Source organism: Salicibibacter cibarius (assembly GCF_016495725.1).
Lineage (GTDB): Bacteria > Bacillota > Bacilli > Bacillales > Marinococcaceae > Salicibibacter > Salicibibacter cibarius.
Genome location: NZ_CP054705.1, coordinates 169058 through 187726, shown reverse-complemented (window position 1 = coordinate 187726; position 18669 = coordinate 169058). Strand labels below are relative to the sequence as shown.

Here is an 18669-nt window from a genome sequence, read left to right as displayed (position 1 = left end):
GTTCTTTCACTCCTGTTCTTTCTTCCTAAGCTCTTTCAATTCCAAACGTAACCGTTCCACTTCTTTTTCCAAGGCCGTAAAGCGATCATCCTCGGGATCAGGCAGTAAATGGTGCTGCAAGTCCTGATTTACCTTCACACCATCCTGCACAACGACACGCCCCGGGACACCGACAACAGTAGAATTGGGCGGCACTTCATTAAGAACAACGGCTCCACCGCCGATATTGGAATGATGCCCGATCCGCATCGACCCTAATACTTTCGCGCCCGTCGCAAATAGTACATGATCTTCAACCGTCGGATGCCGTTTCCCTTGTTCTTTCCCTGTCCCTCCCAAGGTCACGCCTTGGTAAATCGTAACATCGTTGCCGATTTCACACGTTTCTCCGATAACGACCCCCATGCCATGGTCAATAAACAATCGTTCCCCGATAACCGCTCCCGGATGGATTTCGATCCCGGTAAAAAAACGGCTGATTTGCGAGATTATCCGAGCGATAAGATATCGGCGTTTTTTATAAAACCAATGGGCGATGCGGTGACTCCAAACCGCATGAACGCCAGCGTACGTCAATATAACTTCAAGACGGTTTCTTGCCGCCGGATCACGCAAAAAAACAACATCAATGTCACGCTTTAATGTTCGCCACATAGTTCCCCCTCACCCCTTATGAATGATTGTTTCAACCGACGATTCTTTTCCGCCGGAAAAAATTCTGCCAATAAAAAAACTCTGTGCCTAACGCACAGAGACGCTTTTCACGCGGTTCCACCCTGTTAGAGCCAAAAAGGCTCCCCTCATACGGTTTAACGGCCGCGAGCCGCTTTCGCCTACTTAGATTTTCAACGAAAGACTCCAAGGGGCATTCACCGATGGCTTCTTCGGCTACTCCCAGCTCTGTAGCCGTCTCTGGAAAGAAACACAATCGATTACTCTTCCTTGTCAACGTTCGGTTTCACTTTATTGTTGTATATGCGACGCGTCGGCTAATCTTGCCTGTACAGTTTCCTTTCCGAGTAGTTCAATGGCTTTCGGCAATTCCGGCCCGTGTGTTCGGCCGGTAACAGCCGCGCGAATCGGCATGAATAATTTTTTTCCTTTATAGCCGGTTTCCTTTTGCGTCGCTTTGACTGCTTTTTTTATCTCCGGCGCTTCAAAGGCTTCGACTTGGTCCAACTGTGCAGACAACGTTGTCATTACCTCGGGAACATGGGCCTCGTTTAGCACATCTAAAGCATCTGTCTCGTAATCAATCGATGATTGGAAAAATAGGGAGGCTAATGAAACAAACTCTTCAGCGTAATGCATTTGTTCTTGATAAATCTCTACAAGTTTCTTCAACCAGTCCCGGTCCTCTTCCGTATAGGATGATCCCACTAAGCCTTCCTCTTGCAAATGGGGAATGACAAGCGCCGTCAATCGGTCAGAATCCGCTTCTTTCATGTATTGGTTGTTCATCCACGCTAGTTTGTCTTTATCAAACACCGCCGGCGCTTTTGACACACGCTCGAGGGAGAATTTTTCAATCAGTTCATCGACGGTAAATTTTTCTTCCTCCGTGCCCGGTGACCATCCGAGCAATGCAAGGAAATTGACAAGGCCTTCCGGCAAATAACCGAAATCCCGATACTGCTCGACAAACTGCATAATCGATTCTTCCCGCTTGCTCATTTTTTGCCTGTCTTCGTTAAGAATTAGCGGCGCATGGGCAAAATGCGGCCGCTCCCATCCAAATGCATCGTATACAAGGGCTTGTCTTGGGGTATTGGACAAATGTTCCTCTCCGCGAATCACGTGGGTGATTTTCATCAAATAGTCGTCGACGACGACCGCGAAGTTATAGGTCGGCACCATGTCGGAGCGGGCGATGACAAAATCGCCAATCCCATCCGTTTCGAAACTCACTTCCCCGCGAATAACATCGTTGATGGCAACAGAAGGTACTTCCTTGGTGTCGGGAACACGAAAACGCACCACCGGCTTGATGCCTTTTGCTTCGTATGCTTTTTCTTGTTCCCTCGTCAAATCGCGGTCCCTGCCGCTATACTTCGGCATTTCCCCTCGTGCGATTTGCGCCTCCCGCTCTGCTTCAAGTTCTTCGCTGGTCATATAACAACGATAGGCTTTATTTTCTTCAAGCAATTGTTCAATATATTCGGCATAAATGTCGAATCGTTCACTGCTTCGATAAGGGGCATAGGGACCGCCGTTTTCGATGCTTTCATCCCAATCCAACCCGAGCCATTTCATGCTCTCCATTAATTTATCCGTCGCATCATCGATGTTCCGCGCTTGGTCCGTATCTTCAATCCGCACGATAAATTTACCGTTATGATGCCGGGCGAATAAATAATTAAAAAGCGCTTGCCGAGCGCCGCCGATATGCAAATGTCCCGTTGGGCTTGGCGCAAATCGAACCCGGACTTCCTGTGTCATCGCTAACACCTTCCTATTCCCTTACGTCCTGATTTCTCTTGCAAAGATTGTACCATACATCCAAAATAAACGATATTATTTGCTTTCCAGTAAAATAACCGCCATTGCCGCAATGCCTTCTTCACGGCCGGTAAACCCAAGCTTTTCGGAAGTTGTCGCCTTCACATTCACTTGGGAGAGCTCCGAACGGAACAGCTCGGCGATTCTTTCGCGCATAGGTGCTATGTAAGGAGCCATTTTCGGCTTCTGGGCGATAATCGTTGCATCCAAGTTGCCGAGCGTATACCCTTTATGCTCCGCCAACTCAAACACTTCTTTCAATAAATCGGCCGAATCCGCGCCGGCATGGGCAGGGTCCGTGTCCGGAAAATGGCGGCCGATATCCCCTTCGCCGATAGCGCCCAGGCAAGCATCGGCAATGGCATGCAACAAAACATCAGCATCGGAATGCCCTTCTAACCCGTAGTCATACGGAATAGACACACCGCCAATGATCAACGGCAGGTCTTTCGCAAAGGCATGCACGTCAAAACCTTGCCCGATTCTCATCCTCATCTTCCTTTCTTTTTTCGAGTATCATTTCGGCGATGCCGATATCATACGGCGTCGTTAATTTTATGTTTTCTTCATTTCCGGGGATGAGTCGCACCCTGCCCCCTATATGTTCAACGAGGCCGGCATCGTCCGTCCCTGTAAAAGCTTTCTTTTTCGCGACATCATGTGCTTTTTTTAACAGCTTATAAGAAAATGCCTGTGGGGTTTGAACGGCCCACAGCTCATCGCGCGCCAATGTTTCTGTCACAATTTGCTCGCGAGAGCCTTTCTTTATGGTATCCTTCACCTTCGTCGCCAATACAGCTCCTTGTGTTTCCCCAACTTCGGCCACAAGTCTTCGAATCTCTTCCGGACGGACGAACGGACGGGCACCGTCATGAACCAAAACGACCCCTTCCGTCTGTTTGATCTCCGACAGGCCGGCATACACACTCTCTTGACGCTCCTGACCGCCGGGAACGAGTGCTGTCACTTTGCTTAATCCATAATCCGTGAATAACCGTTTCATCTCTATAATTTCATCTTTGTTAGCAACAACAATCATTGCCTGGCAAGCTTCGTCATTTTCAAATATTTGCAGCGTACGAACGATAAGCGGAACTGCTTGAATGTTTAAAAATTGCTTGTTGGCCCCTGCATTCATACGCTTCCCTTGACCGGCTGCCGGTACAATTACCGTATATGCCATCCTTTTTTCCCGCCCCCCTTGTAATAACAACCTTCATCCCGGTGGTAAGCGCCCGTAAAACTCCCGCTTCAAACTCGCAAGCGGGAGTTAACGGGCGACTAACACCCCGATTCGTTCAACTAACCATCAGAGGAAAAGCCCCTCTGATGGAAGATTCACTTTATGATACAATTGAAAGGGGCTGAAAAGCAACCGGCATATAAGAGAAGCCCTGACCACTAACTTTATAATGATCAGGGCTTGAAACAATGAGAATTAAAGCGCTTTTTCAAGTAATTTTGGTTTTGCAAAAATCATCCTGCCGGCGCTCGTCTGCAACACGCTCGTCACAATGACGTCCAATTGACGACCGATATAGGAACGGCCATCTTCGATGACGATCATCGTGCCATCATCAAGATATCCGACGCCCTGGCCTTCTTCTTTGCCATCTTTAATCACTTGCACGGACATTTCTTCCCCGGGTAAAACAACCGGTTTGACCGCGTTGGCAAGATCGTTAATATTTAATACACCGACGCCCTGCAGATCACACACTTTATTCAAATTGAAATCATTCGTTACGACAACGCCATTCGTTTTTTGCGCCAATTTAACGAGTTTACTGTCAACAGCATCTACATCTTCGAAATCGATATCCTCGATTTTCACTTCGACAGAGCTTTCCTTCTGGATTTGATTAAGAATATCAAGGCCCCTTCTGCCCCGATTCCGCTTCAAAGCATCGGAGGAATCTGCAATATGTTGCAGTTCATCAAGCACAAATTTGGGAATGACAATCGTCCCTTCCAGAAAACGTGTCCGACAAACATCGGAAATGCGTCCATCGATGATCACACTGGTATCAAAAATTTTTATGGGAACCGACGGTTGCTCGCTTTCATTTTCATTAAGAGCGGCCCGGCTATCCCCTTTTTTACGGTCCTTATTGCCGCTCTTGCCTAAACCGCCGGCAAGGGCAACAATTTCATCCCGCTTTTGAGAGCCAATGCGGAAACCATAGTAACCTAAAATAATCGTCATAAATATCGGCACAACCTGGCTGATTACCGGAATTTGAATTTCTCCCAACGGAAGCCCAATCAAAAAGGCAACGATCAACCCGAACATTAATCCTATGGTGCCAAATAACACATTTGTAATCGGCGCCTTTATAATCGCCTCCTCGACAACACTTAACGCGCGAACAATCGGATCAGCCACCCACATAGATAAAATAAAGAATAACAGTGCACCAACGCTGCCACCTACATACTCATTCATCAACCAGGCAGGCAGTTGCATGTTCAATGATGAAATAATTTCGGACATAAATATAAAACCGAGGGCCCCACCAATAACGACAAAAAACACTTGCACCATTCGTTTTAGAATATCATTCACCTCCCTCTTTTCATTATTGCCAAAAAGCTTTCCGTCTAACCTTTGAATCTCAAATTTACTTTCCTTGAAAAAACATCACTCCCTTCCGGGGAATGTACCCCTATACTATCAGTTTACGCCTTACACTTTCATCACAAAAAGATTAAATATGACGATCAATAAACATTTGCTCTTGCACGCGTTCTAGCCCCTCCCTTACTAATTTCGCTCTTGTTTCCCCAATTCCTTCCACTTTTCCAAAATCGGTTAAATTCGCATTGCTAATCGCGTCCAAAGTGCTGAAATACTCGACAATGTTATCGATAATCATGGAGGGAAGCCTCGGAATGCGATGCAACAACCGGTATCCCCGTGAAGATAATATCCTTTCCTGATTTTCAAGCCGTCCTGTATACCCGAGCAATCGTAGGATCATCTCATCGTTTAACGGCTTTTTCTCCGATAAAATTTGTAATTCACGAAATGCTTCGGAGGCATCTGTTTCTTTATGATTGACATAGTCTTTCAAAAGTAAAAACGCTTCCCGTTCCACGTTCGTTAAAATCTCATTGAGTTGCATCGTGATGAGTCGGCCTTCGTTTCCCAGTTCGTGCACATAAGTAATCAGTTCTCGCTTCACTCGCAAGACCATCTCCACGCGATGGAGAACTTGCGAAACATCCTGATAGGTGACGAGCCTTTCAAATTCAAGGGCTCCGAGATTCGTAATGCTCTGATCCAATACCGCTTTATATTTTTCCAATGTTTGAATGGCTTGATTCGCTTTTGTCAAAATGACACCCATATCCTTGAGCGCATAACGATGATCGCCTTGATACAAAGTAATAACATGGCGGCGTTCAGAGATGGCAATCACAAGCTCCCCGGTAGATTTGGCCACACGTTCTGCCGTACGGTGGCGCATGCCGGTTTCATTTGAATGTATTTTGCTATCCGGTACAAGTTGAACATTTGCATAAAGAATGGTATCAACATTTTTGCTGAGGATAATGGCGCCATCCATTTTTGCCAATTCATAGAGTTGGGCAGGGGAATACGCTGCTTCAATTTCAAAACCACCGTCCACAATTTTTTCAACATTCTCGCTAAATCCAACAATAATCAGCCCTCCCGTCCTCGCGCGCAATACATTATCCACCCCTTCCCTGAAAGGGGTTCCGGGTGCAAGGAACGGGAATACATGATTGATAAAATGATCACGGTCACGGTCACTCATCGTTTGTTTCACTTCCTATTACCAAGTTTTTACTCGTTGATCAAGCATCACATCCAATGCCTCTTCCAAGGAGCCAACACCTACACATGTCATTTGGTCGGGCGCTTTCCAGCCACCCATATTTTTTTCGGGAATGATACATCGTTCAAACCCTAGTTTCGCGCTTTCCTTCACCCTCTCCTGAATACGGGAAACTCTGCGTATTTCCCCCGTTAAGCCTACTTCACCGATCGCAACATCCGTCGGTCGTGTCGCTTGATTGCGAAAACTCGAAGCGATACTCGTCGCCAGTGCCAAATCTACAGCCGGTTCATCCAATTTTACGCCACCCGCAACATTAATATAAGCATCTTGATTTTGAAGCAACATGCCTACTCGCCTTTCCAATACCGCCATCAGCAAGGAAACACGATTATGGTCAACTCCGGTTGCCGTACGTCGGGGATTAGCATAGCTGGTCGGAGCAACAAGGGCTTGCAACTCTACCAACACGGGACGGGTTCCTTCAAGGGAGGCCACAACAGTTGCACCCGCAACCCCTTCCGAACGCTCTTCCAAGAAAATTTCCGACGGGTTCAACACTTCCCGCAAACCTTCTTCATTCATATCAAATATGCCGATTTCATTTGTGGAACCAAAGCGATTTTTCACTGCCCGTAAAATTCGAAATGTATGATGCCGTTCCCCCTCAAAATATAAAACCGCATCCACCATATGTTCCAACATTTTCGGTCCTGCAATCGACCCTTGTTTCGTCACGTGACCGACAACGAACACCGAAATGCCCCGGGATTTTGCCATGCTCATAAAAACAGATGTTGATTCCCTCACTTGTGCAACACTTCCGGGGGCAGAGGAAATATCCGGCGTTTGCATCGTTTGGACGGAATCAATGACCAACACATCCGGTTGCACCATATCCACTGCCTGATCAATCAATGAAGTATCCGTTTCGGTAAGCACGTACAAGGTATCCGCTTTGGCTTTCAAACGATCCGCACGCATTTTCGTTTGTTTCACCGATTCCTCTCCGGATATATATAACACTTTCCTTCCGTCTTCAGCCAAAAGCGTGGAAAGTTGCAAAAGCAGCGTGGACTTGCCGATCCCGGGGTCGCCTCCGACAAGAACGAGGGAACCGGGGACAATCCCCCCTCCTAAAACACGATTTAATTCTGATAATTTCGTTGTCATTCGCGGTTCGTCTTGGGTATTTATCTGGCTAATTTTTTGTGGGCGATTACTGCCAACGGAACGCACCGTGCTGCCCGGGCGTTTCGGCTCATCCTGTTCTATCTCCTCTACTAACGTGTTCCAATTCTGGCATGAAGGGCAACGGCCCATCCACTTCCGGGATTCATACGTACATTCCTGACAAACAAACTTGGTCTTTGTTTTCGCCATCATTCTCCCCCTTCTCTATCGTATGGAACCAGTGCCTGGCTAAACCGTTTCCGTGAAAAGAAAAGCCGGGAAAAAAACCCGGCTTCATACTTACGATGTTACTTTAGACTTTAACTGAACTTCAAACGCACCGTCTTTATAAGCAATAACCGCCGTTTGTCCTTTTTCAATGTTGCCTTTTAACAACTCTTCGGATAAACGGTCTTCCACTTGCTTCTGCAAAGCACGGCGAAGCGGACGTGCTCCGTAATCGGGATCAAATCCTTCATCGGCAATTTTTTCCATTGCTTCATCGGTAAGTTCAAAGTTGACTTCTTGTTCATTAAGCCGTTTTTTCAGTTCATTGGCCATTAATCCAACGATTTGCCTAATGTGTTTCTTTTCAAGGCTATGGAACACAATCGTTTCATCAATTCGGTTTAGAAATTCGGGGCGGAACGTTTTCTTTAATTCGTCGATGACTTTCGTTTTCATATCCGTGTGCTTTTGATCTGTCGTATTAGTCGTAAATCCGACGAATTTGTTACTCAACGACGCGGCTCCTACGTTGGAGGTCATAATAATGGCTGTATTTCTAAAGTCCACTTTTCGACCTTTGGAATCCGTAAGGTGACCGTCTTCCAATACTTGAAGCAAGATATTAAAGACATCCGGATGTGCTTTTTCAATTTCATCCAATAAAATTACGGAATAGGGGCGCTGGCGGACTTTTTCCGTAAGTTGGCCGCCCTCATCATAACCAACATATCCCGGCGGCGAGCCTACTAGCCTGCTTGTCGTGTATTTTTCCATATACTCGGACATGTCAATCCTGAGAACCGCGTCTTCATCCCCAAAGAGCGTTTCCGCAACGGCACGGGCCAATTCGGTTTTCCCAACACCGGTCGGTCCCAAGAAAATAAAGGACCCAATGGGGCGGTTAGGATCTTTCAGACCTGCGCGGGCACGGCGCACCGCTTTGGAAACCGCATCAACGGCTTCATCTTGCCCGACAACCCTGTCGTGCAAGATATCTTCCATTCGCAAGAGGCGTTCGGTTTCTTCTTCAGCCAATTTCGTAACGGGAATTCCTGTCCAACTGGCTACGACCTCGGCTATATCATTCATGGCCACCTCTGTATTTTCTTGGCCTTGCCTTTCTTTCCATTCGTTCTTGCGTTCGTCCAATTCCTCGCGAAGGCGTTGTTCACTGTCACGAAGGGAGGCAGCTTTTTCAAATTCTTGGCTTTGAACAGCCGCATCTTTTTCCTTGCGTGTTTCTTCTAACTTTTGTTCTCTTTCTTTCAAATCCGACGGAGCGGTATAAGAACGAAGCCTCACCTTGGAAGCCGCCTCATCAATCAGATCAATCGCTTTATCGGGGAGGAATCGGTCGGAGATATAGCGATTGGACATTCTTACCGCTTCTTCGATCGCTTCATCTGTAATCGTTACCCGATGGTGAGCCTCATAGCGGTCACGCAAGCCGGTCAAGATTTGCGTGGATTCTTCCAATGTAGGTTCATCAACGTGAATAGGCTGGAAACGGCGCTCAAGAGCCGCATCCTTCTCGATATAGCGACGGTACTCATCAAGGGTCGTTGCACCAATGCATTGCAAATCTCCACGTGCCAATGACGGTTTTAAAATGTTGGAAGCATCAATGGCCCCTTCAGCGCCACCGGCACCGATTAATGTATGCAACTCATCGATGAATAATATAACGTTTCCGGCTTGGCGAATTTCCTCCATCACTTTTTTCAATCGATCTTCAAATTCCCCGCGATATTTCGTGCCGGCAACGACAGTCCCCATATCCAAGGTCATTACTCGTTTGCTTCGCAGAGTTTCCGGAACTTCATTGGCAATAATCGATTGTGCCAATCCTTCGGCTACGGATGTTTTACCGACACCGGGCTCTCCGATTAACACCGGGTTATTTTTTGTCCGCCTCGAAAGGATTTGAATCACGCGTTGAATTTCTTTCTCCCTGCCAATGACCGGATCAAGGTTCTCTTCTTTTGCAACTGCCGTAAGATCTCGGGCCAGACTATCAAGGGTGGGCGTGTTAACAGTGCCTCCTGCCGCACTTCCTCCCTGTTGGCCATTGTTGCCGGAGGATTCATTGCTTCCAAGCAATTGCAGCACTTGTTGGCGAGCTTTGTTCAAACTTACGCCCAAGTTGTTCAATACACGTGCTGCCACGCCTTCGCCTTCACGAATGAGGCCGAGGAGAATATGCTCGGTGCCCACATATGAGTGGCCCAATTTTCGAGCTTCATCCATGGACAATTCAATCACTTTTTTTGCACGGGGTGTGTAATGGGGTGTTTGTTTTTTCATTGTTCCGTTTGCTTCTTGGCCTATAAGATTCTCGACTTCTTGTTGAACTTGGTCGGACCCCAAGTTCAAGGCTTGCAAGGCTTTAGCGGCAATACCGTCACCTTCACGCAGCAGGCCCAACAGGATATGCTCGGTTCCTATATTTGTATGGCCAAGCCGCACAGCTTCTTCCTGGGCGAGCGCGAGTACCTTTTGTGCTCTCTCTGTAAAACGGCCAAACATCATGTTTCGCCACCTCCGTCTTGTATATTTTCAAGCTTTAACCTTTCGCGAATTAACGTTGCCCGTCGCTCATCGCGGCCATCGGCTGTTAATTCCTGTTCTGCAAACTGTTGCAGAAACGCAGGCTGAATTAAAACCATCAACTCATTAAGGATATTACCCTCTATGCCACGGATTAAATCCAAATCGATCCCTAACCGAAGCGTGGACAGGTGATTACCGGCTTCCTTCGATTCTATGATGCGACTGTTTGCCAAAATACCATAGGAGCGATGAACCTGGTCAGCAAGCTGTAATTGATTATGCTTAAGCAACTCCCGCCGGGTGTTTCGCTCCCTTTCGATCAGTTGGAGCACAACGCCGCGTAATTCCTCGATAATATCCTCTTCTGATTTGCCTAACGTCATCTGGTTAGAAATTTGGAACAGGTTCCCTCTAGCTTCGCTGCCTTCTCCGTAAATTCCTCTAACAACAAGTCCCAACTGACTAACGGCAGGCAAAATTCGATTTAATTGTTGCGTAGTGACAAGCGCTGGCAAGTGCATCATAACCGAAGCCCGCATACCTGTACCCACATTTGTGGGACAACTCGTTAAATACCCTTTTTTTTCATCAAACGCATAGGTGACATGGGATTCAATCCAATCATCAAGCTTATCTGCAGATTTATAGCCTTCGGATAACTGAAAGCCGGGAGATAAACATTGGATTCTTAAATGATCTTCCTCATTTACCATCATACTGATCGTTTCATCGTTATTCAATACAACAGCGCCTTGCTTAGATTCTTTTGCAAATTGCGGACTCGTTAAATGCTTTTCGACAAGAACGGTTTTTTCAATTGTTGAAAGCCCATCCATCGGCAACCATATCAATTTCCCGACCATTTCTTTGCTTGTTTGGGACAATCGCTCATAGACATGTTTATAAAGTGCCCTCGCCGCATCTTGGGATGTGGAAGAAGGGAAGGGGAAATCTTCAAGGTTTCTGGCTAACCGAATGCGTGTGCTCATGACAATGTCATCGTCAGGGCCGGGATTTTTCATCCACGGACTAATGGCATTAGAGATAAATTGCTCCAGAGACATTACTGCCCCTCCTCCTTCTCCTTGGCTTCTTGCAACTCCCGAATTTTATCGCGAACCTCGGCGGCATACTCAAATTCTTCACGATCAATGTGCTCTTGCATTTTCGTTTTTAATGAGGATATTTCCCTTTGCAACTTTAGTCGGCCACCTTGACGTTTCGGAATTTTTCCGGTGTGTGTATGATTTCCTCCATGCACACGTTTAAGAATCGGGTCAAGCTTGGCACTAAACGCTTGATAGCAATAAGAACAACCGAAGCGGCTATTGTTTATAAAATCTTTGTAATGCATCCTGCACTTCGGACATTGCAAAGCGTATTCGTTTTGCACTTTCTGGGAATAACCTGCACCGCTCCCCGTGCTTGGATCTACATTCAACAAACCCGACAGGAGGTCATGAATGGAATAACTATTTGAGCCCGGGAACTCATCGCCCTTTTCTTTGGCACACACTTCACATAAATGCATCTCTGTTTTTTCCGCATTAACAATCTTCGTGAAATGCAGGGTTGCCTGCCGTTGATTACATTCCTGGCACTGCACGAACCCACTTCCCCTCTAAGTTAAATCTTATACTTTAAACTCGAAAGCATTGCTTTCAAAACATTTGCCCGGATCATATCGCGGTGAGCAGGAACCGGAAGAGAGATAACCTCTCGTTCGATCGCTGCAAGCATCATGTTCCCTTCTCGCTTGCTAATGGCCCCCTCTTCCAATAATCGAAGAACAACGCTTTTCCCTGTCCCTTGATCAATGGCCTTCCCAATGTGATCAATTAATTGATCACATAATTCCTGATGATCCGCATGCCGCACTTTTGTAATCCGAATATAACCGCCGCCTCCACGTTTGCTTTCAACAACATAGCCCTTCTCAACTGTAAATCTAGTGCGAATCACATAGTTAATTTGCGAAGGCACGCATTCAAAGTGCTTGGCAAGTTCACTTCTTTTTATTTCAATTAAATTCTGCTCTTCTTCGGTTAAAATTGATTTTATATACTTTTCAATGACATCAGAAATGTTATTCCCCATCATACCCACCCCCTGACCTTGACTATCTTTGACTTTAATATAATACAAATTCATTGCATTTTCAAGTCAGCACTTGCCTCACTATCATTGCCGATTAAAAAGGCGCCATCCACGGTAACAGGATAGCCTGAAATAAAAAGATTCATGCCATAAGACTAAAATTTGAGTCGGAAAACAAAAAAGGATTCGCGGTATTGAGAGGAGTGAAAGGGAAAGAGGGTGGAGAGGAGAAAATAAAAAAGACTAAGCTGCTATCGGGGTCCATAACGTTCATGGTGACTGAACACGGAGAGATTCACCACTTCGGACTCCATGACCCGGGCATGACGACCGAAACCGGGGGAATACGGCTCTTTCAGGGTCCATAGCCCGTGCATGAACGAAACCGACGCTGATTTTGCAGGGCTTTTTCCACAAACCCAGGCAACCGCATAATTTAGCGGTTTTACATTAGTTTCCAAGAAATACTTACCTTTATTAATTCCATAAAAAAAAAGACCGCAATGCCGTCTGTGTTCATTAATGATTATGGTGGAGCCTAGCGGGATCGAACCGCTGACCTCCTGCGTGCAAAGCAGGCGCTCTCCCGGCTGAGCTAAGGCCCCATTATTTTAGATATCAGATCCAACTTCCCACTTCTAATTTCTAAAAGATGGTGGGCCTGAGTGGACTCGAACCACCGACCTCACGCTTATCAGGCGTGCGCTCTCACCAACTGAGCTACAGGCCCATCTGTTAAAATATGTAGGAACAGCAGTTGCCCGCTCAAAACTGAATGAAAGCCTAAGCGCTTGGCCTCCGGCCCCTTCACCGAGGGGCCGTGGTGCTCCTTAGAAAGGAGGTGATCCATCCCCACCTTCCGGTAGGGATACCTTGTTACGACTTCACCCCAATCACCGGCCCCACCTTCGGCGGCTGCGTCCCATAAGGGTTCGCTCACCGACTTCGGGTGTTGCCGGCTCTCGTGGTGTGACGGGCGGTGTGTACAAGGCCCGGGAACGTATTCACCGCGGCATGCTGATCCGCGATTACTAGCGATTCCAGCTTCATGCAGGCGGGTTGCAGCCTGCAATCCGAACTGAGAACGGCTTTTTTGGGGATTGGCTCCACCTCGCGGCTTCGCTGCCCGTTGTACCGTCCATTGTAGCACGTGTGTCGCCCAGGCCATAAGGGGCATGATGATTTGACGTCATCCCCGCCTTCCTCCGGTTTGTCACCGGCAGTCAATGTCGAGTGCCCAACTTAATGCTGGCAACGACATTCAAGGGTTGCGCTCGTTACGGGACTTAACCCAACATCTCACGACACGAGCTGACGACAACCATGCACCACCTGTCTCTCTGCCCAAAAGGGATACCTTGTCTCCAAGGCGGTCAGAGGATGTCAAGGCCTGGTAAGGTTCTTCGCGTTGCTTCGAATTAAACCACATGCTCCACCGCTTGTGCGGGCCCCCGTCAATTCCTTTGAGTTTCAACCTTGCGGTCGTACTCCCCAGGCGGAGTGCTTATTGCGTTTGCTTCGGCACTACGGGTATCGAAACCCCTAACACCTAGCACTCATCGTTTACGGCGTGGACTACCAGGGTATCTAATCCTGTTCGCTCCCCACGCTTTCGCACCTCAGCGTCAGTCACAGACCAGAGAGTCGCCTTCGCCACTGGTGTTCCTCCACATCTCTACGCATTTCACCGCTACACGTGGAATTCCACTCTCCTCTTCTGTACTCAAGTCAGGCAGTTTCCAATGCCATTCCGGCGTTAAGCGCCGGCCTTTCACATCAGACTTGCCTCACCGCCTGCGTGCCCTTTACGCCCAATAATTCCGGACAACGCTTGCCACCTACGTATTACCGCGGCTGCTGGCACGTAGTTAGCCGTGGCTTTCTGGTGAGGTACCGGCAAACCCTTGGCATTTCCTCCAAAAGCTGTTCTTCCCTCACAACAGAGCTTTACGATCCGAAAACCTTCCTCACTCACGCGGCGTTGCACCGTCAGGCTTGCGCCCATTGCGGATGATTCCCTACTGCTGCCTCCCGCAGGAGTCTGGGCCGTGTCTCAGTCCCAGTGTGGCCGATCACCCTCTCAGGTCGGCAACGCATCGTCGCCTTGGTAGGCCCTTACCCCACCAACCAGCTAATGCGCCGCGGGCCCCTCTTTGAGCGACGGCCATTGACCGTCTTTCTCCTCGCTCGCAGGCGCGAGTAAGGATCGATTTGGTATTAGCACCGGTTTCCCGGTGTTATCCCAAACTCAAAGGCAGGTTGCCCACGTGTTACTCACCCGTCCGCCGCTGACCAGCCGGAGGTGCAAGCACCTCCGGTGGCCCGCTCGACTTGCATGTATTAGGCACGCCGCCAGCGTTCGTCCTGAGCCAGGATCAAACTCTCCATAAATGTTAAGTTCCGCTTCGCTCACGGGGGTGGGCAAAGCGCTGACTCCTTGCTTCTTTCTTTCGTTCGCTTGGCTTTCATTCAGTTTTCAATGGGCAAATAGTGGTGGAGCCTAGCGGGATCGAACCGCTGACCTCCTGCGTGCAAAGCAGGCGCTCTCCCGGCTGAGCTAAGGCCCCAAATTTTATATCATGGTCGGGAAGACAGGATTTGAACCTGCGACCCCTTGGTCCCAAACCAAGTGCTCTGCCAAGCTGAGCTACTTCCCGTTCTAAAAATTAGATGCTAGAGGTTTGAGGTTGGATCCCTTGATTTTTTTGTAGCAAATCTTTTAATCCAACTTCTAATTACCCACTTTCAGTTTACAATAAATGGCGCGCCCGAGAAGACTCGAACTCCTAACCTTCTGATCCGTAGTCAGACGCTCTATCCAATTGAGCTACGGGCGCCTATGGAGCGGAAGACGAGATTCGAACTCGCGACCCCCACCTTGGCAAGGTGGTGTTCTACCGCTGAACTACTCCCGCTAAAATGGTGAGCCATGGAGGATTCGAACCTCCGACCCTCTGATTAAAAGTCAGATGCTCTGCCAGCTGAGCTAATGGCTCATTATGTTATGTAAAATGGTGCCGGCCAGAGGACTTGAACCCCCAACCTACTGATTACAAGTCAGTTGCTCTGCCAATTGAGCTAGACCGGCATAATGGTGGAGGGTGACGGGCTCGAACCGTCGACCCCCTGCTTGTAAGGCAGATGCTCTCCCAACTGAGCTAACCCTCCACAAACTTTGCCAGGCGACGTCCTACGCTCACGGGGCGTTGCCGCCCGATTACCATCGGCGCTGAAGAGCTTAACGTCCGTGTTCGGCATGGGAACGGGTGGGGCCTCTTCGCTATCGTCACCTGACCGTGGGAGCCATTCTCCCAAAACTGAATAACGCTTAAGCTTGACCGACGGCTTCCGGGTGACCCATGGGTGGATAAACCGTTTGACCGATTAGTATCTGTCAGCTCCACGTGTCGCCACGCGTCCACACCAGACCTATCTACCTTATCGTCTTTAAGGGGTCTCGCGGGAAATCTCATCTTGAGGTCGGCTTCGTGCTTAGATGCTTTCAGCACTTATCCGATCCACACGTAGCTACCCAGCTATGCTCCTGGCGGAACAACTGGTACACCAGCGGTGTGTCCATCCCGGTCCTCTCGTACTAAGGACAGCTCCTCTCAAATTTCCTGCGCCCGCGACGGATAGGGACCGAACTGTCTCACGACGTTCTGAACCCAGCTCGCGTACCGCTTTAATGGGCGAACAGCCCAACCCTTGGGACCGACTTCAGCCCCAGGATGCGATGAGCCGACATCGAGGTGCCAAACCTCCCCGTCGATGTGGACTCTTGGGGGAGATTAGCCTGTTATCCCCAGGGTAGCTTTTATCCGTTGAGCGACGGCCCTTCCATGCGGGGCCGCCGGATCACTAAGCCCGACTTTCGTCCCTGCTCGACCTGTATGTCTCGCAGTCAAGCTCCCTTCTGCCTTTGCACGCTGCGAATGATTTCCAACCATTCTGAGGGAACCTTGGGGCGCCTCCGTTACCATTTAGGAGGCGACCGCCCCAGTCAAACTGCCTACCAGACACTGTCCCTGAACCGGCTCACGGTTCGAGGTTAGGATTTTCATATCGCAAGGGCAGTATCCCACCAGCGCCTCCGCCGAAGCTAGCGCTCCGGCTTCCTAGGCTCCTGCCTATCCTGTACAAGCCATATCAAAACCCAATATCAAGCTACAGTAAAGCTCCATGGGGTCTTTCCGTCCAGTCGCGGGGGACCTGCATCTTCACAGGTCATATAATTTCACCGGGTCTCTCGTTGAGACAGTGCCCAAGTCGTTGCACCTTTCGTGCGGGTCGGAACTTACCCGACAAGGAATTTCGCTACCTTAGGACCGTTATAGTTACGGCCGCCGTTTACTGGGGCTTCAATTCGACGCTTCGCCTCTCGGCTAACGCCTCCTCTTAACCTTCCAGCACCGGGCAGGTGTCAGCCCCTATACATCGTCTTTCGACTTCGCAGAGACCTGTGTTTTTGGTAAACAGTCGCTTGGGCCTTGTCACTGCGGCTCCCGCGGGCTCATCACCCGCAAGAGCACCCCTTCTCCCGAAGTTACGGGGTCATTTTGCCGAGTTCCTTAACGAGAGTTATCCCGCGCGTCTTAGAATTCTCATCCCACCTACCTGTGTCGGTTTGCGGTACGGGCACCCATGGCCTTCCTAGAGGCTTTTCTCGGCAGCGGAGGATCAGGGACTTCGGTACTTTAATTCCCTCGCGCTCACGCCTCAGCCTTCGCGTTGGGCGGATTTGCCTGCCCAACAGCCTCGGTCGCTTCGACGTGCTACTCCAGCAGCACGCTCGCCCTACCTTTCTGCGTCCCCCCTTCGGTCCAACAGCCATCGGTGGTACTGGACTTTCCACCAGTTATCCATCGCCTACGCCTTTCGGCCTCGGCTTAGGTCCCGACTAACCCTGAGCGGACGAACCTTCCTCAGGAAACCTTAGGTTTTCGACGGAAGGGATTCTCACCCTTCTTTTCGCTACTCATACCGGCATTCTCACTTCTGTGCGCTCCAGCCGTCCTCTCGGTCGACCTTCCCCGCACACAGAACGCTCCCCTACCCCCGGCACTCAACGTGTTGAGCGCCGGGCCACGGCTTCGGTGATGGATTTAGCCCCGGTACATTTTCGGCGCAGCGTCACTCGACCAGTGAGCTATTACGCACTCTTTCAATGATGGCTGCTTCTAAGCCAACATCCTGGTTGTCTAAGCAACGCCACATCCTTTCCCACTTAATCCATACTTGGGGACCTTAGCCGGTGGTCTGGGTTGTTTCCCTCTTGACGACGGATCTTAGCACTCGCCGTCTGACTCCCGGAGAACAAGTCGCTGGCATTCGGAGTTTGACTGAACTCGGTAATCCTGTGGGGACCCCTCATCCAATCCGTGCTCTACCTCCAGGACTCTCTCATCCGAGGCTAGCCCTAAAGCTATTTCGGGGAGAACCAGCTATCTCCGTGTTCGATTGGCATTTCACCCCTACCCACCCCTCATCCCCGTAATTTTCAACTTACGTGGGTTCGGGCCTCCAGTCGGTGTTACCCGACCTTCACCCTGGACATGGGTAGATCACACGGTTTCGGGTCGACGACGACGTACTCCATACGCCCCTTTCAGACTCGCTTTCGCTGCGGCTCCGTCTCTTCAACTTAACCTCGCACGCCATCGTCACTCGCCGGTTCATTCTACAAAAGGCACGCCATCACCCTTGAATGGGCTCTGACCACCTGTAGGCACACGGTTTCAGGTTCTCTTTCACTCCCCTCCCGGGGTGCTTTTCACCTTTCCCTCACGGTACTGGTTCACTATCGGTCACTAGGTCGTATTTAGCCTTGGGAGATGGGCCTCCCTGCTTCCGACGGGGTTGCTCGTGACCCGCCGTACTCAGGATCCACGCCGGAGAGGGCTGTGTTTCGCGTACAGGGCGCTTACCTTCTGTGGCGGACCGTTCCAAGTCGCTTCCGCTACACTGCCCCTTTCTTACTCCGTATGGCGTGTCCTACAACCCCGGACGGGCTAGCCGTCCGGTTTGGGCTCGCTTCCGTTTCGCTCGCCGCTACTCAGGAAATCGCGTTTGCTTTCTCTTCCTCCGGCTACTAAGATGTTTCAGTTCGCCGGGTCTGCCTTCATCTGCTTAATCCTTTGGGCAGATGATCTTCTCCCATGACGGAGAAGGGGTTCCCCCATTCGGACATCTCCGGATCCAAGCATACTTACAGCTCCCCGAAGCATTTCGGTGTTCGTCCCGTCCTTCATCGGCGCCTAGTGCCAAGGCATCCACCGTGCGCCCTTCCTTGTTTAACCACACAAGGCATGGGCCTTTC

11 protein-coding genes, 9 tRNA genes, 3 rRNA genes and 1 other annotated feature are annotated in these 18669 nt (G+C 49.4%); all 23 genes read right to left on the bottom strand.

Annotated features, from left to right (window positions below):
- Positions 1 to 6: 6 nt before the first annotated feature.
- Positions 7 to 654, bottom strand: a complete 648-nt coding sequence (gene cysE, locus HUG15_RS00970; RefSeq protein ID WP_200126412.1) for a serine O-acetyltransferase — start codon at positions 652 to 654, stop codon at positions 7 to 9.
- A gap of 93 nt (positions 655 to 747) precedes the next feature.
- Positions 748 to 958, bottom strand: a binding site (T-box leader).
- Between the two features lie 5 nt (positions 959 to 963).
- Entirely contained in the window at positions 964 to 2439 is a 1476-nt protein-coding gene (gene gltX, locus HUG15_RS00965; RefSeq protein WP_200126410.1) for a glutamate--tRNA ligase, read from the bottom strand.
- 75 nt (positions 2440 to 2514) lie between these two features.
- A complete protein-coding gene (ispF, locus tag HUG15_RS00960; protein ID WP_200126408.1) occupies positions 2515 to 2994 on the bottom strand; it encodes a 2-C-methyl-D-erythritol 2,4-cyclodiphosphate synthase in 480 nt (159 codons plus the stop codon).
- A complete protein-coding gene (ispD, locus tag HUG15_RS00955; protein WP_200126407.1) occupies positions 2966 to 3682 on the bottom strand; it encodes a 2-C-methyl-D-erythritol 4-phosphate cytidylyltransferase in 717 nt (238 codons plus the stop codon). The genes ispF and ispD overlap by 29 nt, the downstream gene beginning before the upstream one ends.
- A gap of 255 nt (positions 3683 to 3937) precedes the next feature.
- Positions 3938 to 5056: a PIN/TRAM domain-containing protein gene (locus tag HUG15_RS00950; RefSeq protein WP_200128793.1), complete on the bottom strand. Its 1119-nt coding sequence runs from the start codon at positions 5054 to 5056 to the stop codon at positions 3938 to 3940.
- Between the two features lie 151 nt (positions 5057 to 5207).
- Positions 5208 to 6281, bottom strand: coding sequence for a DNA integrity scanning diadenylate cyclase DisA (disA, locus tag HUG15_RS00945; protein ID WP_200128792.1), 1074 nt, complete (start codon positions 6279 to 6281; stop codon positions 5208 to 5210).
- Positions 6282 to 6299: 18 nt separating this feature from the next.
- Complete coding sequence (radA, locus tag HUG15_RS00940; protein ID WP_200126405.1) at positions 6300 to 7685, bottom strand: DNA repair protein RadA; 1386 nt, start codon at positions 7683 to 7685, stop codon at positions 6300 to 6302.
- 90 nt (positions 7686 to 7775) lie between these two features.
- Positions 7776 to 10232, bottom strand: coding sequence for an ATP-dependent Clp protease ATP-binding subunit (locus HUG15_RS00935; protein ID WP_211202317.1), 2457 nt, complete (start codon positions 10230 to 10232; stop codon positions 7776 to 7778).
- The gene (gene mcsB / locus HUG15_RS00930) at positions 10229 to 11317 is read right to left on the bottom strand and encodes a protein-arginine kinase McsB (RefSeq protein ID WP_200126401.1); all 1089 of its coding nucleotides are present in this window, start codon (positions 11315 to 11317) and stop codon (positions 10229 to 10231) included. The genes HUG15_RS00935 and mcsB overlap by 4 nt, the downstream gene beginning before the upstream one ends.
- Complete coding sequence (gene mcsA / locus HUG15_RS00925) at positions 11317 to 11859, bottom strand: protein-arginine kinase activator protein McsA (protein WP_200126399.1); 543 nt, start codon at positions 11857 to 11859, stop codon at positions 11317 to 11319. The genes mcsB and mcsA overlap by 1 nt, the downstream gene beginning before the upstream one ends.
- A 20-nt stretch (positions 11860 to 11879) precedes the next feature.
- Positions 11880 to 12350, bottom strand: a complete 471-nt coding sequence (locus tag HUG15_RS00920) for a CtsR family transcriptional regulator (protein WP_200126397.1) — start codon at positions 12348 to 12350, stop codon at positions 11880 to 11882.
- 529 nt (positions 12351 to 12879) lie between these two features.
- Positions 12880 to 12955 (bottom strand) — tRNA-Ala (locus HUG15_RS00915).
- Positions 12956 to 13003: 48 nt separating this feature from the next.
- Positions 13004 to 13080 (bottom strand) — tRNA-Ile (locus HUG15_RS00910).
- 104 nt (positions 13081 to 13184) lie between these two features.
- A 16S ribosomal RNA gene (locus HUG15_RS00905) occupies positions 13185 to 14741 on the bottom strand.
- 100 nt (positions 14742 to 14841) lie between these two features.
- A tRNA-Ala gene (locus HUG15_RS00900) sits at positions 14842 to 14917 on the bottom strand.
- Positions 14918 to 14930: 13 nt separating this feature from the next.
- Positions 14931 to 15007, bottom strand: a tRNA-Pro gene (locus HUG15_RS00895).
- A 103-nt stretch (positions 15008 to 15110) separates the two neighbouring features.
- Positions 15111 to 15187, bottom strand: a tRNA-Arg gene (locus tag HUG15_RS00890).
- 3 nt (positions 15188 to 15190) lie between these two features.
- Positions 15191 to 15265, bottom strand: a tRNA-Gly gene (locus HUG15_RS00885).
- A 5-nt stretch (positions 15266 to 15270) separates the two neighbouring features.
- Positions 15271 to 15346 (bottom strand) — tRNA-Lys (locus tag HUG15_RS00880).
- Between the two features lie 16 nt (positions 15347 to 15362).
- Positions 15363 to 15438, bottom strand: a tRNA-Thr gene (locus HUG15_RS00875).
- Positions 15439 to 15442: 4 nt separating this feature from the next.
- Positions 15443 to 15518, bottom strand: a tRNA-Val gene (locus HUG15_RS00870).
- A 9-nt stretch (positions 15519 to 15527) separates the two neighbouring features.
- Positions 15528 to 15644: ribosomal RNA gene (gene rrf, locus HUG15_RS00865) — 5S ribosomal RNA — on the bottom strand.
- A gap of 69 nt (positions 15645 to 15713) precedes the next feature.
- A 23S ribosomal RNA gene (locus tag HUG15_RS00860) occupies positions 15714 to 18649 on the bottom strand.
- Positions 18650 to 18669: the final 20 nt, after the last annotated feature.